Annotated in this window: 13 protein-coding genes; 6 read left to right on the top strand and 7 right to left on the bottom strand. The window is 46.2% G+C overall.

Translation table 11 applies throughout. From position 1 onward, the window contains the following. Positions 1-12: 12 nt before the first annotated feature. The 7 genes from G5B43_RS02550 to G5B43_RS02520 all read right to left on the bottom strand — a co-directional run bounded on the left by G5B43_RS02550 (position 13) and on the right by G5B43_RS02520 (position 12,446). Complete coding sequence (locus G5B43_RS02550) at positions 13-7,326, bottom strand: LamG domain-containing protein (RefSeq protein WP_165293133.1); 7,314 nt, start codon at positions 7,324-7,326, stop codon at positions 13-15. Positions 7,327-7,334: 8 nt separating this feature from the next. Further along, positions 7,335-8,876, bottom strand: coding sequence for a phage tail protein (locus tag G5B43_RS02545; RefSeq protein ID WP_165293132.1), 1,542 nt, complete (start codon positions 8,874-8,876; stop codon positions 7,335-7,337). Positions 8,877-8,888: 12 nt separating this feature from the next. After that, the gene (locus G5B43_RS02540) at positions 8,889-9,584 is read right to left on the bottom strand and encodes a hypothetical protein (RefSeq protein WP_165293131.1); all 696 of its coding nucleotides are present in this window, start codon (positions 9,582-9,584) and stop codon (positions 8,889-8,891) included. 119 nt (positions 9,585-9,703) lie between these two features. Then, positions 9,704-10,390: a response regulator transcription factor gene (locus G5B43_RS02535; RefSeq protein ID WP_165293130.1), complete on the bottom strand. Its 687-nt coding sequence runs from the start codon at positions 10,388-10,390 to the stop codon at positions 9,704-9,706. Continuing rightward, positions 10,387-11,046: a sensor histidine kinase gene (locus G5B43_RS02530; protein WP_165293129.1), complete on the bottom strand. Its 660-nt coding sequence runs from the start codon at positions 11,044-11,046 to the stop codon at positions 10,387-10,389. Before G5B43_RS02530 ends, G5B43_RS02535 begins: the two co-directional genes overlap by 4 nt. Positions 11,047-11,117: 71 nt before the next feature. Continuing rightward, positions 11,118-11,798, bottom strand: a complete 681-nt coding sequence (locus tag G5B43_RS02525; RefSeq protein WP_165293128.1) for a hypothetical protein — start codon at positions 11,796-11,798, stop codon at positions 11,118-11,120. A gap of 6 nt (positions 11,799-11,804) precedes the next feature. After that, positions 11,805-12,446 (bottom strand): hypothetical protein, encoded by a 642-nt coding sequence (locus tag G5B43_RS02520; protein ID WP_165293127.1) that lies wholly within the window; start codon positions 12,444-12,446, stop codon positions 11,805-11,807. Between the two features lie 431 nt (positions 12,447-12,877). Here G5B43_RS02520 and G5B43_RS02515 point away from each other — a divergent pair, with 431 nt between their 5' ends. The 6 genes from G5B43_RS02515 (at position 12,878) to G5B43_RS02490 (ending at position 23,545) form a co-directional block, all read left to right on the top strand. Beyond that, positions 12,878-13,594, top strand: coding sequence for a 3-ketoacyl-ACP reductase (locus tag G5B43_RS02515; protein WP_165293126.1), 717 nt, complete (start codon positions 12,878-12,880; stop codon positions 13,592-13,594). A gap of 200 nt (positions 13,595-13,794) precedes the next feature. Further along, entirely contained in the window at positions 13,795-14,394 is a 600-nt protein-coding gene (locus tag G5B43_RS02510) for an RNA polymerase sigma factor (RefSeq protein ID WP_165293125.1), read from the top strand. 65 nt (positions 14,395-14,459) lie between these two features. After that, positions 14,460-15,638, top strand: coding sequence for a FecR family protein (locus G5B43_RS19595; RefSeq protein WP_165293124.1), 1,179 nt, complete (start codon positions 14,460-14,462; stop codon positions 15,636-15,638). A 256-nt stretch (positions 15,639-15,894) separates the two neighbouring features. Continuing rightward, positions 15,895-19,215: a SusC/RagA family TonB-linked outer membrane protein gene (locus G5B43_RS02500; RefSeq protein ID WP_206367200.1), complete on the top strand. Its 3,321-nt coding sequence runs from the start codon at positions 15,895-15,897 to the stop codon at positions 19,213-19,215. Positions 19,216-19,227: 12 nt separating this feature from the next. Further along, on the top strand, positions 19,228-21,069 hold the full coding sequence (locus tag G5B43_RS02495) for a RagB/SusD family nutrient uptake outer membrane protein (RefSeq protein ID WP_165293123.1): 1,842 nt from the start codon (positions 19,228-19,230) through the stop codon (positions 21,067-21,069). 76 nt (positions 21,070-21,145) lie between these two features. Next, positions 21,146-23,545 carry a TIM-barrel domain-containing protein gene (locus G5B43_RS02490; RefSeq protein WP_165293122.1) on the top strand — a complete coding sequence of 800 codons (2,400 nt, stop codon included), beginning with the start codon at positions 21,146-21,148 and terminating at the stop codon, positions 23,543-23,545. Positions 23,546-23,547: the final 2 nt, after the last annotated feature.

Raw genomic sequence — 23,547 nt, 5'->3', positions numbered from 1 at the left:
AAATTTGTTATCCTAGTTGTCTATTGATTGGTAGTAAGCATCCATATAGGCAACAATATCGTCGTACAATGTCATGTACTGCTTGGCTTCCGTTGAATTAGGGACCGACGCTTTTTCTCTGAAAGTTTTCCAGAGCGGGAGCGAGTTGACCAAGTCTTTGTCGAGCACGTCTTTAACGGCCTGACCGATCTGCGCGGGCGCGTAGTGTGCCGCTAATTGCAACTTCTTGATGTGATGTGTAACCAGTTCGAACAATAAGGTGTTCGCCTGTGCGTTTGCTGGCGCAATATCGGTATCAGGAACTTTTTCCTTTGGTGCGACGTCGTATTCAGGCGGTATCCGGCTAACGTAGGTAACCCGATGCAGCACACGCCAACTCTGATTGGTGTTGGCTCTAGCTTCCCGCAGTGCTGCTGCTCGCGGGTCGTTAGATAGATTCAGCCATCTCGGATCGACTACTCTTTCGAAAAAATCGTCGAAGTTTCCCTTGTCCGGGGGTAGATAAAACGTCATAAAGCGATAGGTGTCGACCTTTCCTGGCTCTGACTTAGATGCGTAAAAGGGTTTTTTCGGATCGTTGCCCAAGTATTTGTTCAAAAAACCATCAGGATCGGCCTGGATATCCAACGATATAGCAGACGTTTCTTCTTTTGCCTTGCTGACTTCGTATTTCATATGCGTACCCCCGTTGAGGTCCAACTCGCCCCAGAAACCCGCTCCCCCAAATACCAATGTGGTTTCTGCGGTCAGCCCCAATGACCAGTCGAAGCTGTATGAACCACCGTAATTTTCCTCAATTTGGCTGACATAACCTTGCTGCTCACGATAGAGCCCTCCCGCGGCAGTCCAGACGTGTGTACTGTACATGCCTTTTTTTGGCGCCCCCTGCTTCCAGTCGTAAAGCGCGTTGGATGAAATATCATTATCGAGTTTATAATTCCGGTCTTTGCCGCGTTTTTTCGCATCGAATTGCTGATACTGAGCCAGTAATTCCTGGTCTTTCCGTTCAATTTGACGTTTGAGTGCATAGGCTTCGGTCGGCTTGAAGTAACTACCCCTTTGTACATCGGCATTTTGATAGTCCGGATCATTTTTTAATCCTACTTTGCCATCCAATGTGCCATTTTTCACATACGCTCGGTTCAACGGGAAATAAATCAGATTGACATCTGGCGGAATCTCTGTATTGGGGACGATCGTAGTGCCCATGAGCGCGCCGGTGTCTTGCAGTAGCAAGGTATAAACATCGGCTGTAGCTGATTTGACCAAAGCATACCCCTCGTTGTTCGGGATAAAGCGCCGTTCACCGTTTTTAAGGAGCATACCTGCCCCGTCGTCTGGCTCCCAGTCGCCACAGTTATACATGGTGTTGACGTTGCCTGATAGCAGGTGGGCAGCGAATTGGCTGCCGGTGTCTTCGCTCTCATTCCATCCTAGTCCGAATGTCACTTTACCGATGACTTCTTTTTTTACGATTTTGGTGATCAGGATGACTTTCTCTAATTCTTTTTCAAAGGATACGCCACCGCCAAGCTTGGTGTTAAAAGCCAGATGACTACCGGTATGCTTGGATCCGGAAAAGCGGAAGGCGGTTGTTTTTTGCTGTGTCAACGCCACGGAGGAACTGTTGTTATACGCGAAGTATGACGGCTTGGTAGGATCTAGGTAATAGGGTTTAGTAAGATTTTCGCTGGGCAGCGGTGGTGCGCCCTCCACATAGCCGATTAGCGACGGGTTGGTTTGGATCTGACCTAGGTACACCATGTTGAGATCGCCCACTTTATACCCCGAGGCGTGTACGATATGGCCGTCTTGATCAACATACAGATAGCAACGTTTTAAGACACTGAATGATTGGCCAGTCGCATCATATTGCACATCGGCATATTCCACTGCTGCTGGCCCCGAGCGAAGAGATGCTTGGGCATCGGTGGCGAGGCCTCCCATGGCATTCCGGACCCGTGGCCCTTCGTTTGCGACCGGTGCGGTCGATGGCACCCAATAAGGAGATGCTTGATGCGTATCGATTTTAAATATGCCGTTGTTGCCGTAAGCTGATTCATCGACACATCGATCGCCCGATCCGGTATCAAAGGCCCAGTAGCCGACCAAATGTGTCTTCAATCCCGATATATGCCGATTCATGTTATCAGTAATTTGCTCGCTGGTTCGGCGCTCCGACCAGACCCGTACTTCTTCCAGATAACCTTCGAAACCATTTGTGACCACGGCGCTATCGTTTATGCAGCCGCCGATGGCAGCTTGCGGCGTCATATAGCCGCCGAAGTCGCCTGGAAGTGCATTGATGCCTGTAGTCAGCTTGCCGTTAATGAGCAGCTGCATGGTAGCATTATCATGGACAAAAATCCACATTTCCTCCTCATTGCTTAACCATACAGCATCATTTGATGACACGCTGTCGTAGGCCGTGCGTCCATTTTGTTCGTTGAAGTACCACGCTGATATAAGCCCGTCCTGCGGAATTTCTTTGATGGTATACAATGCGGCTAGCTGCTCGTCCCCAAGCACTTTATTCCATAACAATACATCCGAGATAGTACCCGAAAAGAATGCTTGTTCGGATACTTCCGCATCTGGCCGTGTCCGCCCCATATTCAGTGGTGTATTGGAGTCAAAAAAGCGGACGTTGCCGTACAATATTGCGTCGTTACTAGCACTGTCTTCTGGATACGTAGCAACGAACTGACCGTTTACAAACAATTTCAAGACTAACTGGTGGTAATTTTCTATCGATGTACTCAGCTGCTTGATTTTTTCTCCATCTTGGTTTTGGGCGACGTTCTCCACTTCTTCTGTGACTTCAATGAGCTCGGCTGTAAAAACCAGATGTGTCATTTCTGTGCTGGTCAATGGACTCGTGGATCGGCATGTTATATATTGCTTGTTGAGCGGTAAGGCATTGCCGTCTTTATCTGTGGCGTTTTTACAGCGAACCGTCAGGTAAGGCTTACCATCTTGCAGACCAATCTCGTAGCTTTGCTCGTCTTCCGTTGCCCCAAATTTGCTAAGCAGCACCTGTTTCTCCTTGGTCGTTTGATCGGCTTTCACCCAAAGTGAGGCTGCAAATGCTTTGTCGAAGTTGAGGCCGTTGTTTGCGCCGCAGTCCGCATAGTTTCCGTCGTTTAATCGAACACCGTAATGTGGTTGATAGGTAGCGGCGAGATGCGTCCACTGATTGTTCGGTACGGCAGCCATTTCGGTGACGATGGCTTGTTTACCAACAGCGGCATAAGCATATTTAAACACGCCAAGGCTTTCCCATATACACTTTTCAGTATCGAAGCTTGTACCGTACAGACCTTGTGTGACGATCGCTTCATTGACAACGGATCCGACACTCGTTTGGCGATCCAGCCGCCAAAGCAGTTGCAGGTTATCAGCACTCGATTGTATAACCCGGTGGTAGTGGTCGGTGACAAACTGTGGAGACAGACTGTCGCGGTATAGGGAAAATTGGTTAAGCCCCATTTCCATTTCTAGCTGTCCCTCCGTAGACTGCGCGTTGCCGCCAACGGTTACCACATGGTTATTGCCCTCGGGCTTACGGGTAGTGTCACTTTTTCCAGACGAAGAGCCGTTGATAAAAAACGAAAGAATTCCGTTTGCGCGTGACACGGTAATCTGGCTCCAGCTGCTGTCGGCTATGTCTTGGGTAAATGCTGACCTTACAGGATCCAAGCTGCCTGTCTGAATGGTGTAAGACAACCTACCTGTAGGGTCCAAGTATAGTGTTTCGATCTGATCTGTTGTTTCGCCATTCTTGAAGGTAAGCGTCAAAACTGGTGCTGGGTGATCCGGTTCAATTGTTTTCAAGGCGGGCTTAATATAGAGCTGTATGGCATAGTTATTCTGGTCAGGAAACAAGCGTTTGTCTCTTTTCGAATCGTCCATACAATCCGCATCATTTACTTCTAGCTTACCCTTACCCATCAGGTAAAGCATGTCGCTGCGCTTTAGCCCCAGCATATTCTGGCTTTTATCGACGCCATTTTCTAAATCGAGGTGTAGGATGCGGTTGGTGTCGCTAGCCAACTTATCGTTGGAAAGGGTCGGGTATGTCCAAGCTTCAAATGTACGTGCCTGTTGAAGGTTCAGCCGTTGGTACTGACTTCCGCTATTATCGATCGTGACCAGCGAATGTTTGCCGCGTAACCCTAGCGCTGATGATGGCGCTATATCAAGCCAACCGCCGTTTACTCCCGTTTTTAAAGGTAGGGCGGTGGCGGCTCCGTTTTTGTCCGTTGTCAATAGTTGAGGATAGCCGTTGTTTGCTGACCGATCAAGTCTGACAGCAAACAGGGGCGATCCCGGTGCTGTCTTTTTTACAGCTAAGCGTTGTTTGAGGGCGTACCCTTTGCTCTTTACACCCTGTATTTGGCTTAAAGGAAGGCTTGCGTTGCCGACCAATCCATTGGCACCGATGGTAAACACCCGGATAAACGCCAGCAAAGCCCGTAAGCCAGCTGTAGGGGCTGCCGCCACGTTGTTGACGAGCAGATCTTGCGCTAGGGCTGGACAATGGAATACGATGTGGTCCGCGACGATTTTGTTATCGCCGTCGGCACTTTTCTTGATAATTTTGCTTAGCTGGCCAAGCTGTCGGTTAATGTTTTTCCAGATTCCTACAGTTTCGGGTTTCGTTGAATCGCTGTATTGCAGGGATATTTTGACGGTACATGTCGTCTTGCTGTTTCCGTTTGTTATCGAAAGCGTGGTTGTTTTGATTTCCTTGCTCGGCACCAGCAAGAGTCCGTCCGGTCCATCGGTGGGCAACTGATAGCAAGCGGTGTTGTTCGGATCATTATTAGCGCCTGCGGTGTAATCGTAGGTGCTTGAGCGGTCGTTGAGTACTTGTGAAAATAACGTGACATCCGTCGGTACATGGTTGATTTGGATGTGTAATGGATTTTCGGGGTTGCCTGGTATGGTGCCCGACAGTATAACGGTGGCGGAGGTGGCCTCTTCGGCTACCTTCACTTCCACTTTGTCGACCGTTACACCATCGGACTGCGTGCCGACTATTTGTACAAATCCGTGTTGTAGTGGATCTCCCACAGCCAAAAAGCCTTGTTTATATACGCCTAAGCTATCGTAGAATACTGTGTTGCTGTCGAGCACATCGGGGTTTAGTGGATCGTTGGTGTAATGTTCTTCCAGTACAGCTGCCACATAATCTGCGCGCTGTAGTAGCCCCTGCCACGTCTCGTTATTACCGATGTTGTCGTCCAGCGTTAAGCTGTACAAATTGGTAGCCGTTTTAGTGAGTTGCACGACACTGTTGTTGAGCAGTGTGCCGGCTTGCCGCCCGATAAATAGCAGGTTGCCGCTGGTTACGGCGTCTGCAGAAGCGGGTCCGGCTGTCCAGGGTATACCAAACACCGGCCGAGAGATCGAGGTATCATATTGTGCTGCAAGGAAGGCATCGTTATTGCCTTGGTAATACAGATGTATTAGCCCGTCTTTACCACCCAATAAAAACGGTGTGCTATCTGGTTTGATCGCGCCAAAAAGGTGGTAACCATCGTCGTCGGCTACCGGGAGCGCAATGCCGGTGTTCACTGTCAGCCCCATTTCGTCCATGCTGCTGATGTCGCCGGTAGGGAGTTGCAGGGGCGGGGTGCCCGGTACCCAGCGCGCACCCGATAAGGTGGCGTCGTGTGTGCCGGCTTTAGAATGGTCTTTGGCAATCAAACCCTTGCCTGTATTGAGCGGCCAATAGGCTAGTAAATCAGGGTGGTCCTCCTGAAGATCGAGTGGTTTAAAGAGATTTTTCTTTGCTACGGCCGCCTGATTGCCCTGCCACAGCCGCACTTCATCCAGCATTCCGGTAAAGTTGCCGCCGTCAGCGCCTTGCCCAATGACGGTCAATACGGTTGGAGTTGGCGTCTTTCCCTTAAAATCGACCGTGGTTTCCAGTGTTACTTCCGATCCATTGATCAACAGGTGGTAACCAGTTTCATCGTAACAGGCAATTACGTTTGTCCAGGTATCTAGTTCTAGTACATTATCCTTGGTCTCGGCCGAGAGTAGATGCTTGCCATCTCCAAACCCGACACCGATTTTTAGGGTATTGGTAATGTAAACTACGGGGGGATAGTCGGCAGCTGCTGTGCCTGGCGCTACACCGAAGATGTATTGTTTATCCAATGTGGTGCCTTTGGGCATGACCCAGCATTGTTGTGTGAATGTCGGTCCGAGCGTTAAGGCCGGGTTTGCCGGAATAAGCAACTGTGCGCAGCCATTGAAAGAGAGGGTGAACTGTCGCGTATTCAAGGCGCCTGCTGCCAATGTCTGCGTGGCATTGTACGTGTTTTGGTAAGCCAGTCGTCCGGTTTCGGCTACCGCGAAATCCAGAACCACAATACCATGCGCTGTTTCGTTTTCCGGAGCCGCGACCGCACCCTGACAGGCGAGCATATAGCGGTAGGCATTTTGGAGTTTGAGCTGCTCGTTGTTAGCCGTGCGTACCTGTTCTTGTTTGTTGTACAGGCATGCTGAGGGTTCACCGGTGAGCGTGATGGCGGCACTCGTCGTGCCACTGCTGGGTTGTGTTAGCGATAGAACCACATTGGGGCTGATGGTCTGCTCAGCGGGATCGAACTGGTCGTCGTCAAATTGGAACCAACCACCTGCGGGTTTGATGATGGAGTAGGTGAAGAGCTTGCCTTCTGCTATCAGAGCGATCTGCCAGGCATATTCATCGGGTGTCGCGGTGGGCAACAATTGTACGTCAAAGCCTGAAATGGAGACTTTTTCACCTGTGGGTGTCAGCGGAAGTACCCAAACAGGTTCCTCGAAAGGTGTATTGTCCATATCCACAAAGCTTTGGTTGTCTTTAGGACCCAGGGGTGTATCTGGTTTTTCACTACGTTGGAACCGGACTTCCCAGCTTGGTTGTAATATCCAGTTCGCGCGAGCTTTAAGGTTGTTGTCACTGTTTTTAGCCGTTGCAGGTTGTTCGGAAAGGACATAGCGATTCGCGTACAGTTGATTATCGATGCATCGGAAAATATAGATATAGTGTTGGTCGGTGACTACCCGAAAAGTGGAGGTTACGCCTAACGTGGGTTCCGGGATACGAAGGATATTGAACCCGGCCATACTCACGGTTGTCGGAAATGCCAATTCTTGGTAGGTCTGCCAATCAAGATCGTCGTGCGAGGAGGCAATATCCGGATCGAGGATGTTGAAGCATATGGAGGTGGTACTTTCGTTTGTATTTACTGCCTGTTTCAGCACGAAGGACACGGCGCGGCCTTGGTGGCTGAGGGTGACGATATTGCTGTATGTTGTTTTGTCGTTCATACCAGGGATTATTTGTTTGCTTTGATATAAAAATGGACAGCTACATTGATGGGGCGGGATTCGGAATCACCGCCGTCGGTACAGGTGCTTTGTTCATATTGGCCATTGTCGGCTGTATTATTACTGTTGGTGACGCCGTGCGTCCCTTTCGAGGATGTGGGTAGATGGTCAAAGCTGGCACTAAACGGCGTGCCGGGACGTTTGGTGGCGTAGGACTGCGTCTGTCCGATGACGGGGTCATCGTCCTGCGTGTCGCCTTGGGCTCCACGTAAGAATTTGCCGCGTAGGTCGGGAAGTTGAAATGCATCAGCGGGGATGCTTTGATCCGGGTTGTTATACAGGTTTTTGACCACCGCGTACAACGCGCTGTATGTATGCTGCGGGTAGATTTGACCTTTGCATGGTAACCAGTAATCGTTTTCGGGCAATGTGCTACCCCCGTAGGCGATAATGGTACCCACGGGCCAGTCATCGGACAGCAGTTGCTGATATAGCACGTGCCAGGCGACGGCGGTGTTAATTGGGCGTGTTTCTTCGTCGCCGCCACCCGTCGTTACCGCAATAGGACCGAAAGAGTTATTGTTCCACTTGTAGACGTCTTTGGCAAAACCTGACATAGCAGGTGCTCCGGATTGGTTCGGCAGGTGGGGAATAGCGGTACGGAAAGGTTTGGAGACCGGGTAACCGGTGGCGTCAGCTTGTTTAGAGCCCACCGCGTTGCCGGTGTTTCCTCCTGGTTGAAGTGCTTCCCGGCCCTCGGCTTCGGGGTCGCGGTTTTCGGCATCCATGTTTACGCCACGGAGGAAATAGCCGCGCAGGTCGGGTAGGTTAAACTTGTTGTCACCGGTAGACCCAAATGCGGTTCCGATGGCTGCAAATAGCGATTCAAACTTACCCACGCGCTGGCGTTCTGCGCCTTCGCAGCTTGCCCAATTGCTGGCGAGGGCTGTAATAGCATGTCCAGCATACGCCATGACCGTGCCTACGGGCGGGGTAGCGAGTCCACCACTGTTGGTCGTTGTTTTCCATTTGATCAGGTAATAGACGTATACATTAATTGGTCTTGTTTCTTTGTCGCCACCTGTGCCATCTGTGTCGCCATAGCCATCTTCATCGCGGTATTTGCCAGCATCGTCGACGCAAGCTCCTTTGTCCAATTTAGAATTTCCGATCTTGTTTTTGGGAATGGTCGCGGTAAAGTCCTTACGAGGTTTTCCGGTGGCCCACGGTTGAAAGGAACCTACCGCGTTGCCTGCGTTTCCATTGTCGTGAAGTGCTGTTCGGCTGGCCGCATCCGGGTCATTGCCGGAATCTTCGCTTACGCCTCGCAGAAACAGACCTCTGAAATCCGGAATATTAAATCTACCGTCGGCTGGGCTTCCAAACGCCTGACCAATGGTGTCGAATAGTTCTTTGTATTCTGTTTGTGATAATTCCGCGCCGTCGCAGATTAACCACCCTGCTGCCTTTAAGGTGTCGCGTTGTGTTTTGGCATCGCCACTATAGGGTATGATGGTGCCCACGGGGGCATCGGAGCTGTTGTTTTTCATGAGGGAAGGGATTTATTTTTGAATACTAGCTATTATACAGTTCATGACGGCTTTAAAGCCGTTTGTTTTTAAGTCGGTCAGCGCATAGCCACCAGCCAGATCGTTTATAGTCTGCGGTATACCGTTAGCCTTCTCGTTGGAAAGGGCGGATGACAATAGGATCTCGACGTCGTTGCCAAATTGGAGGCTCATGGTATAGAGTTGGTGGGCCTGCCGCTCGACATGGAGCTGGTTTCCTAAGCTGATCTGTTGATCGAGATAATCGAGCTTGCTTTGTAGTGTATAGATGCACTGGTGATAAAACATATGGCCCACGGCTGTGCGCAGTCGTTCGAGTAGGTCGGCCAAGACGAAGATATACCACCTTTTTTTAATTGATTCACTGACGGCGGAGGTTCGCAGAAGCGCCCAGACTTTTAAGAAGGCATGCATGGGGTGTTCAATCAATGCGGTTACTAACATACCGTCTGCGTCTTTGATGCCGGCCCATTCTCGAAAATCTTGATCACTGGAATAATGTTCGAGTCCAAAATGCCAGTTTCTTCCGGGTGGCGGATTTTTTTTTAAGTCAAGGAGCGCTTCGGGCAGTTGTATCCGTTGCATTTCCGCCAGCGATATAAAGCTTTGCTTTATCTTTTGCTGGTCGGCCTGATTAAGCTGTGTGTTAATGGTAGTTGATTTCATTTTTTCATAGGATTGTTTGTTCAATACAATGTCTTTACCCCGTCCCTATATTGGATTGGGCATACACAAAGTTTGCAGTAATAGAGTGGTGTTTTCAGGTAGTAATTACCTGACTATAGGAAAGAGGTAAAAATACGGGTACGCTATATGTTGATGTTATCGGGATCGATAATTTTCTGCTGGATGGCGTAAAGGACCAAACCGACTAAATTCTTCGCGCCGGTTTTTGCAAACAGATTGTTCTTATGGCCTTCCACGGTTCGGGTGGTTATAAATAGTTCATCAGCGATTTCCTTGGCGGTCTTTTGTTGTGCCAGTCGAATAAGTACATCGCGCTCACGCGAGGTTAACAAGTCGCTTCCAAGCCGTGGTGGAGATACCTTATGGGATATTTGTTGCCTCAGGATACCGACTTGATCGGGTAGCAGGTAGAAGCCTCTTTGCATAACTTCGTCAAGCACCTCGATCAAAACTGTTAAAGAAACACCTTTGGGTAAAAAAGCGGCTACACCTTTCTTGATCATAAAGCCCAAGGTATCGTTGTGGTAATGGGAGGAAACAACAATAATATGCGCATCGGGGTAGCGATCTTGAATGTTTTCGAGTAGGGTTAGCCCGTCCATTCCTTCCATTTTCAAATCGATAATATAAGCTTCTGGGTGTTGATCTTCCATAGCGTCTAAGCGCTCGAGACAGGAATTGCCGTCGGAGGCTTGCAGAACGATATCGAACCGATCGAAGTTTTTTAAATAGGAGCTCAACAGATCAATGAGCAAAAGATCGTCATCAACCAGTGCCAGTCGGTGTTTTTTTGGTAGGGAAGTGGTCATGAATGGGCTTGTTTATAGAGGTGTTTATTATCGGAACAAATGGAAATAAACTGAAAACCCTGGTAAGATTTAGTTTTGTATTGTCCGGCGATCATCATCATCCGGTTTTGGATACTTTTGATGCCTAATCCGGCTTGGTATCCAGGCGGCAGACCTTTCCCGTTATCACAATAAGCCATACATAGGGAGGCTGGTGTAATCCGTAAATGTAAGCGGACTCGAGTAGCGTGCCCGTGCTTATCGCTATTGACGAAGAGTTCTTGGATGATGCGAAGAAAATGTAGTTTTACGTGGTTTGATATAGATTGCTGCGTACGGACATCGATATAATAATCGATTTCGTAACGGCTAATCCAATGTTGTACCTGATGGGAAATCAGCGTTTCTAATGATGTGTCTTCCAGCAGGGGCGGATAGAGATTGTGGGATATACGTCGTACTTCTGCGATGCAAAACTTAATCTTATCTTGCAGCTTCGGGCGCTCGACATCAAGGTCTACAGACCACTGTAGGGCGGTTAAATGACCATTTAGGGAGTCGTGCAAATCATGAGCTATCCGGGCACGCTCATTTTCTTGGCTCTCCAGCATGGAGAGTCTTAATGATTCCTTAAACCGGTGTTCGTTTTCCAGATGCGCTACTTTTTGTTGATACATGTTTTGCTGATACCGATAGAATAACCAAAAAAAGCAGATCAAAATAGCGGAGATAAAAAACAAGGAAACGATTATCCAGAAAATAATGGTTTCTTCTTTTTGCCAAAGCGCCATAGGTATAGGGTCAAATAGATGTAAAATATGTTGGTAACCAGTAAGTTTATAGCCCAGAGTAAAAATTTGAAATGGGTATGTGCCGTAACGAAAAAATTGATCGGAAGATAGAATATAAAATTCAAGCTGTAGTAAAAGGTCAATGCTACGATCAGACGTACTTTTTGATGATCCATCTGCTCGGAACGGCGAACCCTTTGCAACAGCGACATAAGTCCGTAGGTGACGAGCGTCGCCGAAACGACTACGCGACTGTACGATTGATAGTATGAAAAATCTTGATCGGTGTCCCGAAGGATATGATGCGCAAATTCCCAGGTCACGAAACCTCCGCTGACGAATAGCAGTAGCCCCCCAATTTTTCGTAGGCGGGTAAGGAAAAACCGCATATACATGATGCCCACCAACATCAATTCCGCCAGGGCATATAACTGTACGAAAACGAGATTATCGGTATGAAACGATAACCAGTATCGGCTGGATAGATCCACAATAAGCGCAATGGCCAGATACGCAGACACATAGTAATCCCATGGGTTGGCCGCTTTCCTATAGCAGATTAAAGCTGCAAGGCTTAGGGTCAATAAAATGGGAATGGACCAGGTTGCAGCATCCAGCCATTGTATCCAATTTGACATGATGTTTTAATCAAACAAGATTTCAAATTGCTGTTCTTCGGTTTTTGGGGGAAACGGAGGCACTAGGCGGATCGTATCGTAAGACGCCTGCGATGCAGAACGCGCATCGTCTTGATCGTCGTAGCACCCTCGGATAATCAAATCCATAGACCATAAGGATGTCTTTTTATCGACCTTAAATGCAAAGTATGCGCTATTGACACAGGTTGAAATATCCTCCATCGGAATGATAAAACACCGCACTTTTAGCAAGTCTAGAATAGCGGGATCAATAGCTTTGCCGCTAAAGGTCTCGTTCCAACGATCGATGCGCCTTTGGGCTTCCCTTTCACTGATATCAGATTTTAAATCTGCTTCCTGATCGGTACTTTTTACCGGTTTTGATACATAGATATAGTGATCCATACGGTCCCGGTATGTACTACGATCAAAGGTTTCTGATAGTACAAAAAATCGGAGTTGTTTATAATCGTCTGATACACCGGGGTACACATGGACGTTTTTTGCGTCCGATTTCATAAAATCCAATACACAGAAATCAAAATGGGATTTATCGCTATAGAGGCGCTCTAAGATACTAGGAGCTTCATGGCGCTCAAGCATACCTTTCCAGTTGTGGATATACCGCCAGATGTCGTTTTTTTTCATAGTTGTTTATAAGATTTGTAGATGTTTACTGCGTAGTACGCTTCATATAAGCGTAGCTAAGCAAATGTAATAAAAACGATATAATAATCAATGGAGTTCTTAACGGAAGGTACGCTTCTTACTGTCTTTTCCAGCGCTTGTCGGTAATCACCGATACTTGTATAAAAGAGCGAAATGTATTTTAAAATCATTATATGAACACGATACGGGTATACCTAATACTTACATGTCTTTGTCTATTGATTACTGCATGTGAGAAAAAAGATTGTTTTACGCCTCCCGAACCGGTTGGCAATGGTCGTAAAATACCGCTTTGGCTGTTTGGTTTTCTGTATTAAGCCATGTATATACATGGAAAAAAGAAGCGGTGTTAAGAAATGCATGAACTAAGGGTTTTTTCTTATTTTTGGGTAGATTACAACAACATCAAGATGACAGAATTAAAAGGAAAAAAGGCAATTATTACCGGCGGAGGTCGTGGTTTAGGAAAGGCAGTGGCGCTGGCGCTTGCGGCAGAGGGTGTCCAAGTGGGTATCACTGGGCAAAATGAGCAAAACCTTCAGTCTACCGTGAATGAACTTCGCGGATATGGCGTGGAAGCACACTATGCCGTATTTAACGTCGCAGATCATGCGCAGGTGGAAAAAGGGATAAACGAGTTGGTAGAGGCGCTCGGAGGTGTACATATTTTAGTAAATAATGCGGGCGTAGGCCAGTTCGGCAAAGTGATGGAGATGGCGCCGGAAGATTTCCAAAAGGTATTTGATATTAACTTTTTTGGTGTATACCTCGTGGCCAGAGCGGTATACCCGTATCTAAAAGAAGCAGGACAAGGTGATGTTGTCAATGTGGCGTCTACAGCCGGTTTAAAAGGTGGCGCAGGTATGGCGGCGTATGCGGCTTCCAAAGCAGCAGTAATTTCACTTTCGCAGTCGATGATGGCGGAGTGGCGAAAAGATGATATCCGGGTGGTGACCCTCACACCGAGCACGATTGCTACGGATATGAGTATACAAGGTGGTTTAACGGATGGTAACCCGGATAAAGTGTTGCAGCCGGAAGATTTTGCGGAGTGGGTCGTGGATATTCTTAAAATGAATCGACGTGCGCTGATCGCGAATGGTTCCATTTTTAGTACAAATCCATAAATGAAAAGATATTATTGAATTAAAGCCACCCGGAGCATATGCACGCTTCGGGTGGTTTTGCATCCCTGACATTATCATTGGGTTAGGACAAATTGCATTTGGAAAGAAAATTTGGGCCGGGAGAAAAAATAGTAAAATTATGTGCTATATTTGGTTTTTGGCGTTTCGGTGATCAAAGCAGCCAATAAAGCTAATCGACAATGATAAACGATCAGAATCTATCCGAACATGAGATTCTTCTTCGGCTACAGGCCGGAGATGATGATGCTTTCCGTATGCTCTACGAGCGTTATAGTCGCCTTATATATGGTAACATCATGCGCTTTATCAATGATGAGTCTGTGGCAGACGATCTGCTGCAAGATGTCTTCGTAAAGGTATGGGAACACCGGGCCTCCATTGATCCTAGTCTGTCATTTGCCGCTTATTTATTTACCTGTTCAAGAAACACAGCCTTCAATTTCAAAAGAAGACTGAAATTAGAGATTGAATGTGCGATACACTTGGCCTATGAAAGTGCTGAACTTGCAGAGTCCGTAGATAGCATACTCCATAAAAAAGAGGTACAGAAGCTGATAGAAAATGTAATCAGTCAGCTTCCGCTCCAACGGCAACGAATTTTTAGGATGTGTAAATTAGATGGAAAAAGTTATCAGGAGGTCGCTGAGGAACTCCAGATTTCGGTTTCTACGGTCCGCGACCATATCGTAAAAGCTAATAAGTTCATTAAAGATGTATTGATGTACGAAGGAAGCTTTTCTTCATTACTGCTTCTTTTCTTTTATCTGGGTATTTCTTAAAAAAATAATAGACAGAGCAGACCTTTTTTCACTGGTAGGTGTATTTATATATAAATAGACTGAAAGTGGACCATAATAAATCTAACATACGAGCGCTGTTACAGCGATACAAGGATGGCAAATGTTCGCGGGAAGAATTAGGACATCTTTACGATGAGTTGTCTAATAATAACGACGATGTAGATAAGGCGCTATGGGAAAGTCTGCTGCAGGAAGTGGAGACTGCCAAGCTGAATGATCAAAAATTCGAAGATCTTTATCACAAGATATCTTCTAAAACGATAGCAATTTCTAAGAAGCGGACAGTAAGACGATTGATCCCATTTTGGGCTGCCGCTGCTGTCCTCATCGTTTGCCTATTCGGCCTCTATCTCTATAACGGCACCTTTCAAAAAACCACTCCCGAAACCCAGCGATATACGACACTTGTCGATGTAGCGCCCGGCTCCAATAAGGCCATGCTTAAAACTGCTGATGGAAGTGTTATCGTACTTAACGAGGCACAGGAAGGTATAGTTATGGGAGACGAAATTACCTACACTAACGGTTCGGAGGTGGCAGAATCCATAAATAATGATGATAGCGAAGTACGGTATGAGCTTTCCACACCAAATGGCGGCAGCTATCGTGTCACCTTGGATGACGGAAGCATCGTTTGGTTAAACGCTGCCTCTAAATTAGTCTATCCAGCTAAGTTTAGCCAGCATGAAAGAAAGGTGGTAATAGAAGGAGAGGCCTACTTTGAAATCCAAAAAGATGCTAAGCGGCCGTTCAGGGTTACCAGCGGGGATCAGACGGTGGAAGTACTCGGTACGACATTTAACATCAGTGCATATCCCAATGAACGCTCTGTTCGCACGACCTTGGTAGAGGGGAAGGTAAGAGTCGATCTGAAGGACAAGCTATCTTCTTCCGTGTACTTAAGGCCAGGGCAGCAGTCCATTCTTAAAAATGGGGGCAAAATTTCGGTTAGGGAGGGTAACCTAATGGCAGAAGTTGGATGGAAGGAAGGTTTATTTTACTTTGATGAGACGGCGTTGACGGATGCGATGCTACAGATTAGTCGTTGGTACGATATAGAAATTAGGTACGGCGGGAATGTTTCCCAAACCTATTTTTATGGGCAGATCCCGAGAAGTAAGTCACTTAAAAATGTATTGAATATCCTGGAAGAGGGCAACGTCCGCTTCCGGTTAACAAAAGAGAAAACGAAAAATGTATTGACGGTATTATCCGCACAATAAATGGAGACTAATTTTTGATTGTGAACTTAATAAATGATAAACATGAAAAGAAAACCAACTTGACATAGCAAGATTAGAAAAGCAAAAAAAGGCAGTGCTGGGGGGCACTACCTAAAATTTTGAATGCTTTTATATGCCGCCAAAAAGACGGCTTGTCGTTAACCTTTATAAAAACAATACAAAACTATACAAACATATGATTTTTTATCCATGTGTTAAAGCCTGCTCTTGGACTTTAACTCGCCGAATATTTGTTATGATGAAGTTGGTGATCGTATTTCTATTCATTGCCATGATGCAGGTTCATGCGGAGGGAACTGCGCAGACGATAAATCTTAAAGTAAATAATTCTACGCTTACAGACGCCATGCGAAGCATCCAGAAACAAAGCGGATATGCTTTTTTCCTGAATGGAAAGGCAATAGCGACTGCACGCGTGAGTGCCGAAATTAAAAATGAAACGCTCGATGTAGCCATGAGCAGACTGTTAGGACCTTTAAACCTCGAGTGGGCCATCAAAGATGAAACAATAATAGTGAAACGTCGTTACCCAAAATCCGGCCTCGAACGATCTACAGCTACTTCTTTGCAACGCCGTATAACAGGGCGGATAACGAATGGACAAGGTACACCGCTTGTCGGCGCAACGATCACTGTTAAAGGCGGAACGATTACAACGACCTCAGATAGGGAAGGTGCTTATCAAATCGAAGTACCCGGACCAGAGTCCGTTCTAATATTCTCCAGTATCGGATTTACGCCTTCCGAAAAACTAGTCGGCGAAGAATCTATTATCAATATAATTTTGAAGGAAGCCGTTAGCGATCTGGAAGAAGTCATGGTAGTGGGATATGGTGTGCAGAAAAAAGAAACGGCCACGGGTGCGATTGCTTCGATTAAGGGGTCGACAATTGCTTCTTCGCCTGCAACGAATGTGACCAACAATTTGCTAGGCCGTGTGCCTGGGTTGAGCGCAATTTCACCGAGTGGGGAACCCGGTCGGGACGGTGCCAATTTACTGGTCCGTGGATTGAATACCCTTGGCAATAACAGTCCGCTAATTGTCGTAAACGGTGTCCCTAACCGTAGCTTTGAACGCATAAACCCAAATGATATCGAGAGTATTACGGTATTAAAGGACGCTGCGGCCGCTATTTATGGTGCACAGGCCGCTAACGGCGCTATCATCGTTACCACTAAAAGGGGGAATTCGGGTAAGCCAAGAATAAATCTTGACCTCGGAATGGGCATGAACCAACCTACCCGCATACCGAAAATGGCAGATGCTGTACAATACACGACCTTGCTGAACGAACTGGAATATTATAAAAATCCGAACGGGGGATGGTACCAACGATTCACCGAAGAGGATATCAGGTTATTCGCCGATGGGTCTGATCCATGGGGTCATCCTGACACCGACTGGTTCTCGGAAACGCTGAAACCTTGGTCGGCGCAGCATCAAACAAGTATTACCTTATCGGGTGGGTCAGACAATGTACAATACTTTATTTCCGCAGGCGAAAAATATCAGGATGCGTATTACAGAAAAAGTTCGTCGGATTATCGCCAATATAACTTTAGATCCAATGTTGATGCAAAGGTGAACCAATATATCGATGTAGCATTTGACGTGGCTGGTCGTTTGGAGGATTATAATTTGCCGACACGGCCCACGGAAGATATCATCTGGTCGATGATTACCAGAGGTAAACCAAATATGGCGGCGTACTGGCCGAACGGGGATCCTGGACCGGATATTGAACGCGGCGACAATCCGGTTGTGATTGTCTCTGACGCGCCGGGTTATGATCGAGTAGATAATTATGTTTTTGAAGGTAACTTTCGGGCAAATGTCCGGATACCTTGGGTTGAAGGCCTTACATTGACAGGTAACGCTGCGTATGACCGTTCTTTCCGTTTGCAAAAGGTTTTCAATAAACCGTGGTATTTGTATACGTGGGATGGAAACCCGGATCATGTAACAACACGGGGAAAGCGGGGTTTCGATTCTGCACAATTGACGGAGAACTATTCGGGAGGGGACAATTACCTGTTGAATACATTTGCTACTTACGATAAGTCGTTTGATACGGAGCATCATATTAAATTGATGGCCGGCATGGAAACCCGCGGTGGAAGAGGGAAAAACTTTGGGGCATTTAGAAGGAACTTTATTTCCGATGCCATTGAAGAACTATTTGCGGGGGCAGAAGATCAATTTATGACCAACTGGGGATCGGCATCCCATAATAAATACATGAGCTACTTCGGTCGTGCAAATTACGACTTCAAAAATAAATATCTGCTTGAATTTTTATGGCGGTACGATGGTTCCTACATGTTTCCCAAAGATAAGCGGTTCGGTTTCTTTCCGGGTGTATCTGTGGGTTGGAGAATCTCCGACGAAGACTTCTGGAGTGACAACCTGTCCTTCATCAACGACCTCAAGTTAAGGACATCTTGGGGGCAAACCGGTAACGATCGTATCGCCGAATACCAGTATCTTGCTACATACGGATTTTCTGATCGGAATTATGGTTTTGGTGTTCCGACCATTGACAATAAGCTGCTGGAAGAAATGAAAATCCCCAATCCAAATGTAACTTGGGAAGTGGCAAACCAATTTAATGTTGGATTTGATACGTATCTATTTGGGAATAAGTTCTTTTTGGAATTTGATTATTTCAACAATCTGCGGTCGCAGATATTGGTGACACGTAACGCGTCTGTACCGGGAAGCACAGGATTGGTTTTGCCGCCGGAAAACATTGGAAAAGTAAGGAACAAAGGATTCGAGTTTCATGTCGGTTATCAGGACACGAAAAGCGATTTCGATTATTCGATAGCTTTTAATGCAAGTTATTCCAAAAATAAGATTGTGTTTTGGGACGAAACGCCTGGGATACCAGATTATCAGCAATCTACAGGACGCCCGATGGGGTCCTCGCTGTATTACGAAGCTATTGGGATATTCAAAGACCAAGCGGAAATCGACGCCCATCCTCACCTCCCCGGCGCGGCTCCAGGCGATATTATATTTAAAGACGTGAATGGCGACCAGGAAATAAACGGATTGGATAGGGTGATGAATACGAAGTCAAGTATGCCAAGATTGCTTGGTGGTGTAACCTTGAATTTCAGCTATAAAAAAGCAATTGATATGAGCATCTTCTTTCAAGGCGCTGCGGGTGGGGTGCAGTATATCGACATGGTGGAATCTGGTGATTGGGGGAACTATTATCAATTTTTTGCAGAAGATCATTGGACACCAGATAACACCGCTGCCACCTATCCCAGAGCATATAACCGATCGGAACCTTACTGGACGAACTCCGCGAATACATTTTGGTTAAAACCGACGGACTATATCCGTTTGAAAAATATCGAATTGGGATATAGTTTCTCACAAAACTTGACAGAGAGAATCGGCATAGAGAGGTTACGTATTTATGCGAATGCGTTCAACTTATTTACGGTGGATAAATTAAAACATTTTGATCCGGAGGCGGTTAAAACCGGTCGTTCATACCCTGCGCAACGAATTATTAACATGGGGATTGGTTTAACTTTTTAAACGAAAATTAGAATGAAAAAGATACTTATTAAAACGATCATATTTTTTTGCATAAGCCTCCATTTGGCATGTGACAAGGATTTTCTGGATCTAGAGCCGCTGGGTGAATATTCGGAAACCAATGTTTGGAAAGATTTGAATCTAGCTGAAACTTTTGTAAACAAAATGTATATAAACGTCTTCGGAACACCCTTTGCCGCATGGCGACTCTCCGACTACAGCGACGAATCCCATTTTGTGCCGGATTGGGGTACGGGCAATTTTAATAAAGGATTGATTACTTCAGATAATTTGTATACCTGGCCCGCAACATACGCTACAGCGCATTTAAACTGGAATTCGCTGTACGCTAATATCCGGCAGACCAATATTTTTTTCTCAAAAATCGAAGATATTGCTGCTGACGATCCGGATTTTTCTAATCGGCTGAAAGGAGAGGTTTATTTTATGCGGGCGGCCACGTACCATTATTTGACTACGCTTTATGGTGGGGTTCCGATCATTACTGATGTGTATGGACTAAATGACGATTTTCTTCTTCCCCGGAACAACTATGCGGAATGTATAGATTTTATAGTATCGCAGCTTGACAGTGCTGCCGTGTTGTTGCCAGAAAGTTATTCGGCAGATAGGGCCGGGCGGATTACGAAGGGGGCTGCACTGGGGTTTAAAGCGAAAGTATTGGTTTATGCAGCAAGCGATCTGCATAATCCGGAGAAAAATGGCGCTATCCTTCAGGGCTACACTAATCCTGAGCTGTTAGGTTATACCAATGGCTCTTCCGCTGATCGCTGGAGGCTTGCGAAAAATGCCGCCAAAGCGGTTATCGATTTGCAAACTTATAGTTTACATGCCGCTGAACCTGCCGAAGGGGATTCCATTCCGCAAACCATTGCTGATTATTTTCTGTCGAAAGAATTGACAGCTGAAGATATAATAACGATACACTATACGCCTAAAACGTCTACCGGCGGATGGGTAGATCCTGTTATTGCGTCCAATCCGAACGGGTATCACGGTACAGGAAACCAAAACCCCATAGGGGATTTAGTAGACGACTACGAAATGAAAGACGGCTCTAAATTTAATTGGGAAAATCCGGTGCACAAGGCCAACCCCTATTTAAATCGTGATGCGCGATTTTATGCGACGGTACTTTATGAAGGGGTTCAATGGGCGACTCGACCATCGGATGCACTGGTAATGGATCCTTACAGCAGGATTCAGACAGGATATGTTTATAGCACAAACGGCACGATGATTAAAGCTGGTCTCGATACCAGAAAAGGACCGATTGAGGATTGGAATGGTAGTTATTCGGGATACTATCTCCGTAAAGCGGTTGATCCCACCATTTCGCCGACGGATGGAAAAAAGCAAGATATACCGTTCCGATATATGCGATATGCCGAAATATTGTTGATTTATGCAGAAGCGTGTAATGAACTGGGTGAAGACGCGGAAGCAAGGACGTTTGTTAATATGGTGCGTAAGCGTGCCGGACAACCTGATCTACCCGAGACCATTAACGGAGACGCTTTAAGGGAAGCGATTAGGCAAGAGCGTCGTATAGAACTTGCTTTTGAGGATCACCGCTTTTGGGATGTGAGAAGATGGCTTATCGGACCCGATGCTTCGTATCAGACGCACGGAGTAGATATCCGTTATACGGTTGACAGAACACAAGTCGCGTCCTATCGGCAGCCCGATGGGTCGACCTGGGGTACGCCCGTGTATAATCGTATCGAGATTCCAGGTGATTTAAGAATTTGGCATAACAAATTGTATTTCTTTCCCATTATGCGGGATGAAATACTTAAAAATGATCTGCTCATCCAAAATCCAGGTTATTGATAAACGAATTAACCTGTTTCTTATAGGTTATGCGGCACATGTAGCCGCATAACTTTAATTTAAAGTAATCAATATAATGAAGATAAAATGGACATCGGCTTTGCGGGTGAGCTTGCTGGCAACGGTAGTATTGATTTGTACGTTCGTTAGGTGCGCTTTCGGACAAGGACACACCATCAAACTCACGAATGGTAATTTTATAAATATACAAATTTGTAATGATCAGACGTTTAGGATAAGAGTTTCGCCGTCAAATAGTTTTCCAGAGACACTTATGGAGCGGTATGATATTGTAAAGAGAGACTGGAACAAGGAAACAAAAGTAACAAAGCATGGTTCGGACTATCGATTAGCAACAGACCGAAATCGGTTGGAAATAAATGGGAAAGATGGTACGGTCACCGTTAGATCATCATCAGACGATGAGATCATCACTCGTTTGTCCGTAGTGGAAAAAGGAAATCAAACCTATGAAGCGCTGTATGGGACGGTCACGGACTATGAGCAGTCGTTGCCAAAGAAGGAAATTATCGGAGATACGACAAGGAAAGATCAGGTTTCGGAAAATCTAAAGCAGACAAAAAAACGAGTAGATCCGGCTATACTAAGTCTTTCCATTACGCCAAACGAACGTTTTTATGGTGGCGGTGCGGCCAGTCGTAAAGCTATTCAACATCGGGGTTCGCTGTTGCGGATATGGGCTACGTATCAGCAGTCGGATATGGTTGCGCCATTTCTTGTTAGCTCCCGCGGCTGGGGAATATTTAACAATACGACAGCTTTAAACTATTTTGATGTTGGTCATTTTGAAGATGACCAACTTTATGTTTACAATACGGATGGAACGGTCGATTTTTATTTAATGACGGGGCAATCCTTGGAAAATACAATCGACTTATATACGACGATAACAGGCAAACCATACCTGTTACCCAAATGGGCTTATGGTTTAGCGTTCGGGGGGAATATGATGGAAGATCAGTTTCGAATGTTGGACAACGCAGTACGGTTCCGAGCGGAAAATATTCCGGTTGATGTGTATTGGATCGAACCGCAGTGGATGGCTAAATTTTACGATTACTCAACGGAGAAAGATTGGGATTTATCTAAATTTCCAGCTTATTTTTTTTGGCAGAAGGGCGAAGGTAACCGGTATGAGAACAAGCAGTTGTTTTTATCCAAATTACGCCAACTAGGTTATCATGTAGCGTTATGGTTGTGTATTGATCACGATCTGAGTATTGAAGAGGAAGACCATTTGGCTGCTCAGCAGGGTGGTAAACAGTCGGGCGAAGCACATTGGTTTCCCCATCTGATGAAATTTGTTGACCAGGGGATTGACGGGTTTAAGCTCGATCCGGGACGTACACTCGACGAGCACCCCGATAGAGTATATTACAATGGATACACGGATCGGGAAATGCACAATTTAAATCAAGTGCTATTGCCAAAACAGATGTACCGTGTTTTCCGCGAACATAAAGGAATCCGTTCTTTTCACCACTATTGTGGAGGGTATGCTGGAAGCCAACATTGGGGAGCGTCTACCGCTGGAGACAATGGTGGTGGTCGGGACGCGCTCTATGATCAACTCAACCTGGGGTTGAGCGGATTCCTTAATACTTCCGCGGATGTACTGGACGCGGTAGAAGATGTGAAAGCAGGTTTCCATTTTGGCTTTTTTCTACCATGGGTACAAATCAATAGTTGGGCAAGTATGCATTATCCATGGTATTTTTCGCCCGAATATAAGGAAACGTTTCGTTTCTATGCACAGTTGCGTAACAGCCTATTGCCGTATATCTATTCGACTGCCATACACGGCAGCCAAACGGGAATGCCCATCCTACGGGCAATGCCTTTGGTATTCCCACGAGATAAGGAAGTGGAAAATATGACGACGCAGTTTATGTTTGGGGAACATCTATTGGTCAGTGCCTTTACGGATTCAGTCTATTTGCCTGCAGGTAAATGGGTGAATTACTGGTCGGGCGAAAAGGTAAAGGGTGGGCAGACCGTCTCGCCGAGGATTCCTGCACATACCGGTGGTCAGCTTTTTGTGAAGGCTGGTGCCATTATTCCGTTTCAAAAGCCGATGCAATATGTTGATCAAAATCCGTTAGACACGCTTATCTTAAAGGTATACCCGGAAGGGAAAAGCTCCTATATATTATTGGAAGATGACGGTGAATCGTTTGATTTTGAGCAAGGTGCAATTTCGAAAACACATTTTGAATGTCATGAAAAACGTAATGAGATCGAATTCACGATAGCTCCAACCGCTGGTGCTTATAAAGGCATGCTGGATAGGCGAGCGTATGAGATTGTGTTTAATATCGATCGTAAACCGAATCGGATAGAATTAAATGGTCTGACCATCCAGACGTGGGAAATGAAGGACGGTGTATTACACGTCTTGATCCCCCAATCCGATATTCACAAGCATCAGTTGTTAAAAATTTCAATGGAAGATTAGTT

Source organism: Sphingobacterium sp. SGR-19 (genome assembly GCF_011043555.1).
Lineage (GTDB): Bacteria > Bacteroidota > Bacteroidia > Sphingobacteriales > Sphingobacteriaceae > Sphingobacterium.
This window is presented reverse-complemented; position numbering and strand designations above follow the sequence as displayed.

What these genes read in the sequence shown, in the direction of transcription:
- G5B43_RS02550 (WP_165293133.1), bottom strand. Translation starts at nt 7,326, where the DNA reads ATGAACGACAAAACAACATACAGCAATATCGTCACCCTCAGCCACCAA.
- G5B43_RS02545 (WP_165293132.1), bottom strand. Translation starts at nt 8,876, where the DNA reads ATGAAAAACAACAGCTCCGATGCCCCCGTGGGCACCATCATACCCTAT.
- G5B43_RS02535 (WP_165293130.1), bottom strand. Translation starts at nt 10,390, where the DNA reads ATGACCACTTCCCTACCAAAAAAACACCGACTGGCACTGGTTGATGAC.
- G5B43_RS02530 (WP_165293129.1), bottom strand. Translation starts at nt 11,046, where the DNA reads ATGTATCAACAAAAAGTAGCGCATCTGGAAAACGAACACCGGTTTAAG.
- G5B43_RS02525 (WP_165293128.1), bottom strand. Translation starts at nt 11,798, where the DNA reads ATGTCAAATTGGATACAATGGCTGGATGCTGCAACCTGGTCCATTCCC.
- G5B43_RS02520 (WP_165293127.1), bottom strand. Translation starts at nt 12,446, where the DNA reads ATGAAAAAAAACGACATCTGGCGGTATATCCACAACTGGAAAGGTATG.
- G5B43_RS02515 (WP_165293126.1), top strand. Translation starts at nt 12,878, where the DNA reads ATGACAGAATTAAAAGGAAAAAAGGCAATTATTACCGGCGGAGGTCGT.
- G5B43_RS02510 (WP_165293125.1), top strand. Translation starts at nt 13,795, where the DNA reads ATGATAAACGATCAGAATCTATCCGAACATGAGATTCTTCTTCGGCTA.
- G5B43_RS02500 (WP_206367200.1), top strand. Translation starts at nt 15,895, where the DNA reads ATGATGAAGTTGGTGATCGTATTTCTATTCATTGCCATGATGCAGGTT.
- G5B43_RS02495 (WP_165293123.1), top strand. Translation starts at nt 19,228, where the DNA reads ATGAAAAAGATACTTATTAAAACGATCATATTTTTTTGCATAAGCCTC.
- G5B43_RS02490 (WP_165293122.1), top strand. Translation starts at nt 21,146, where the DNA reads ATGAAGATAAAATGGACATCGGCTTTGCGGGTGAGCTTGCTGGCAACG.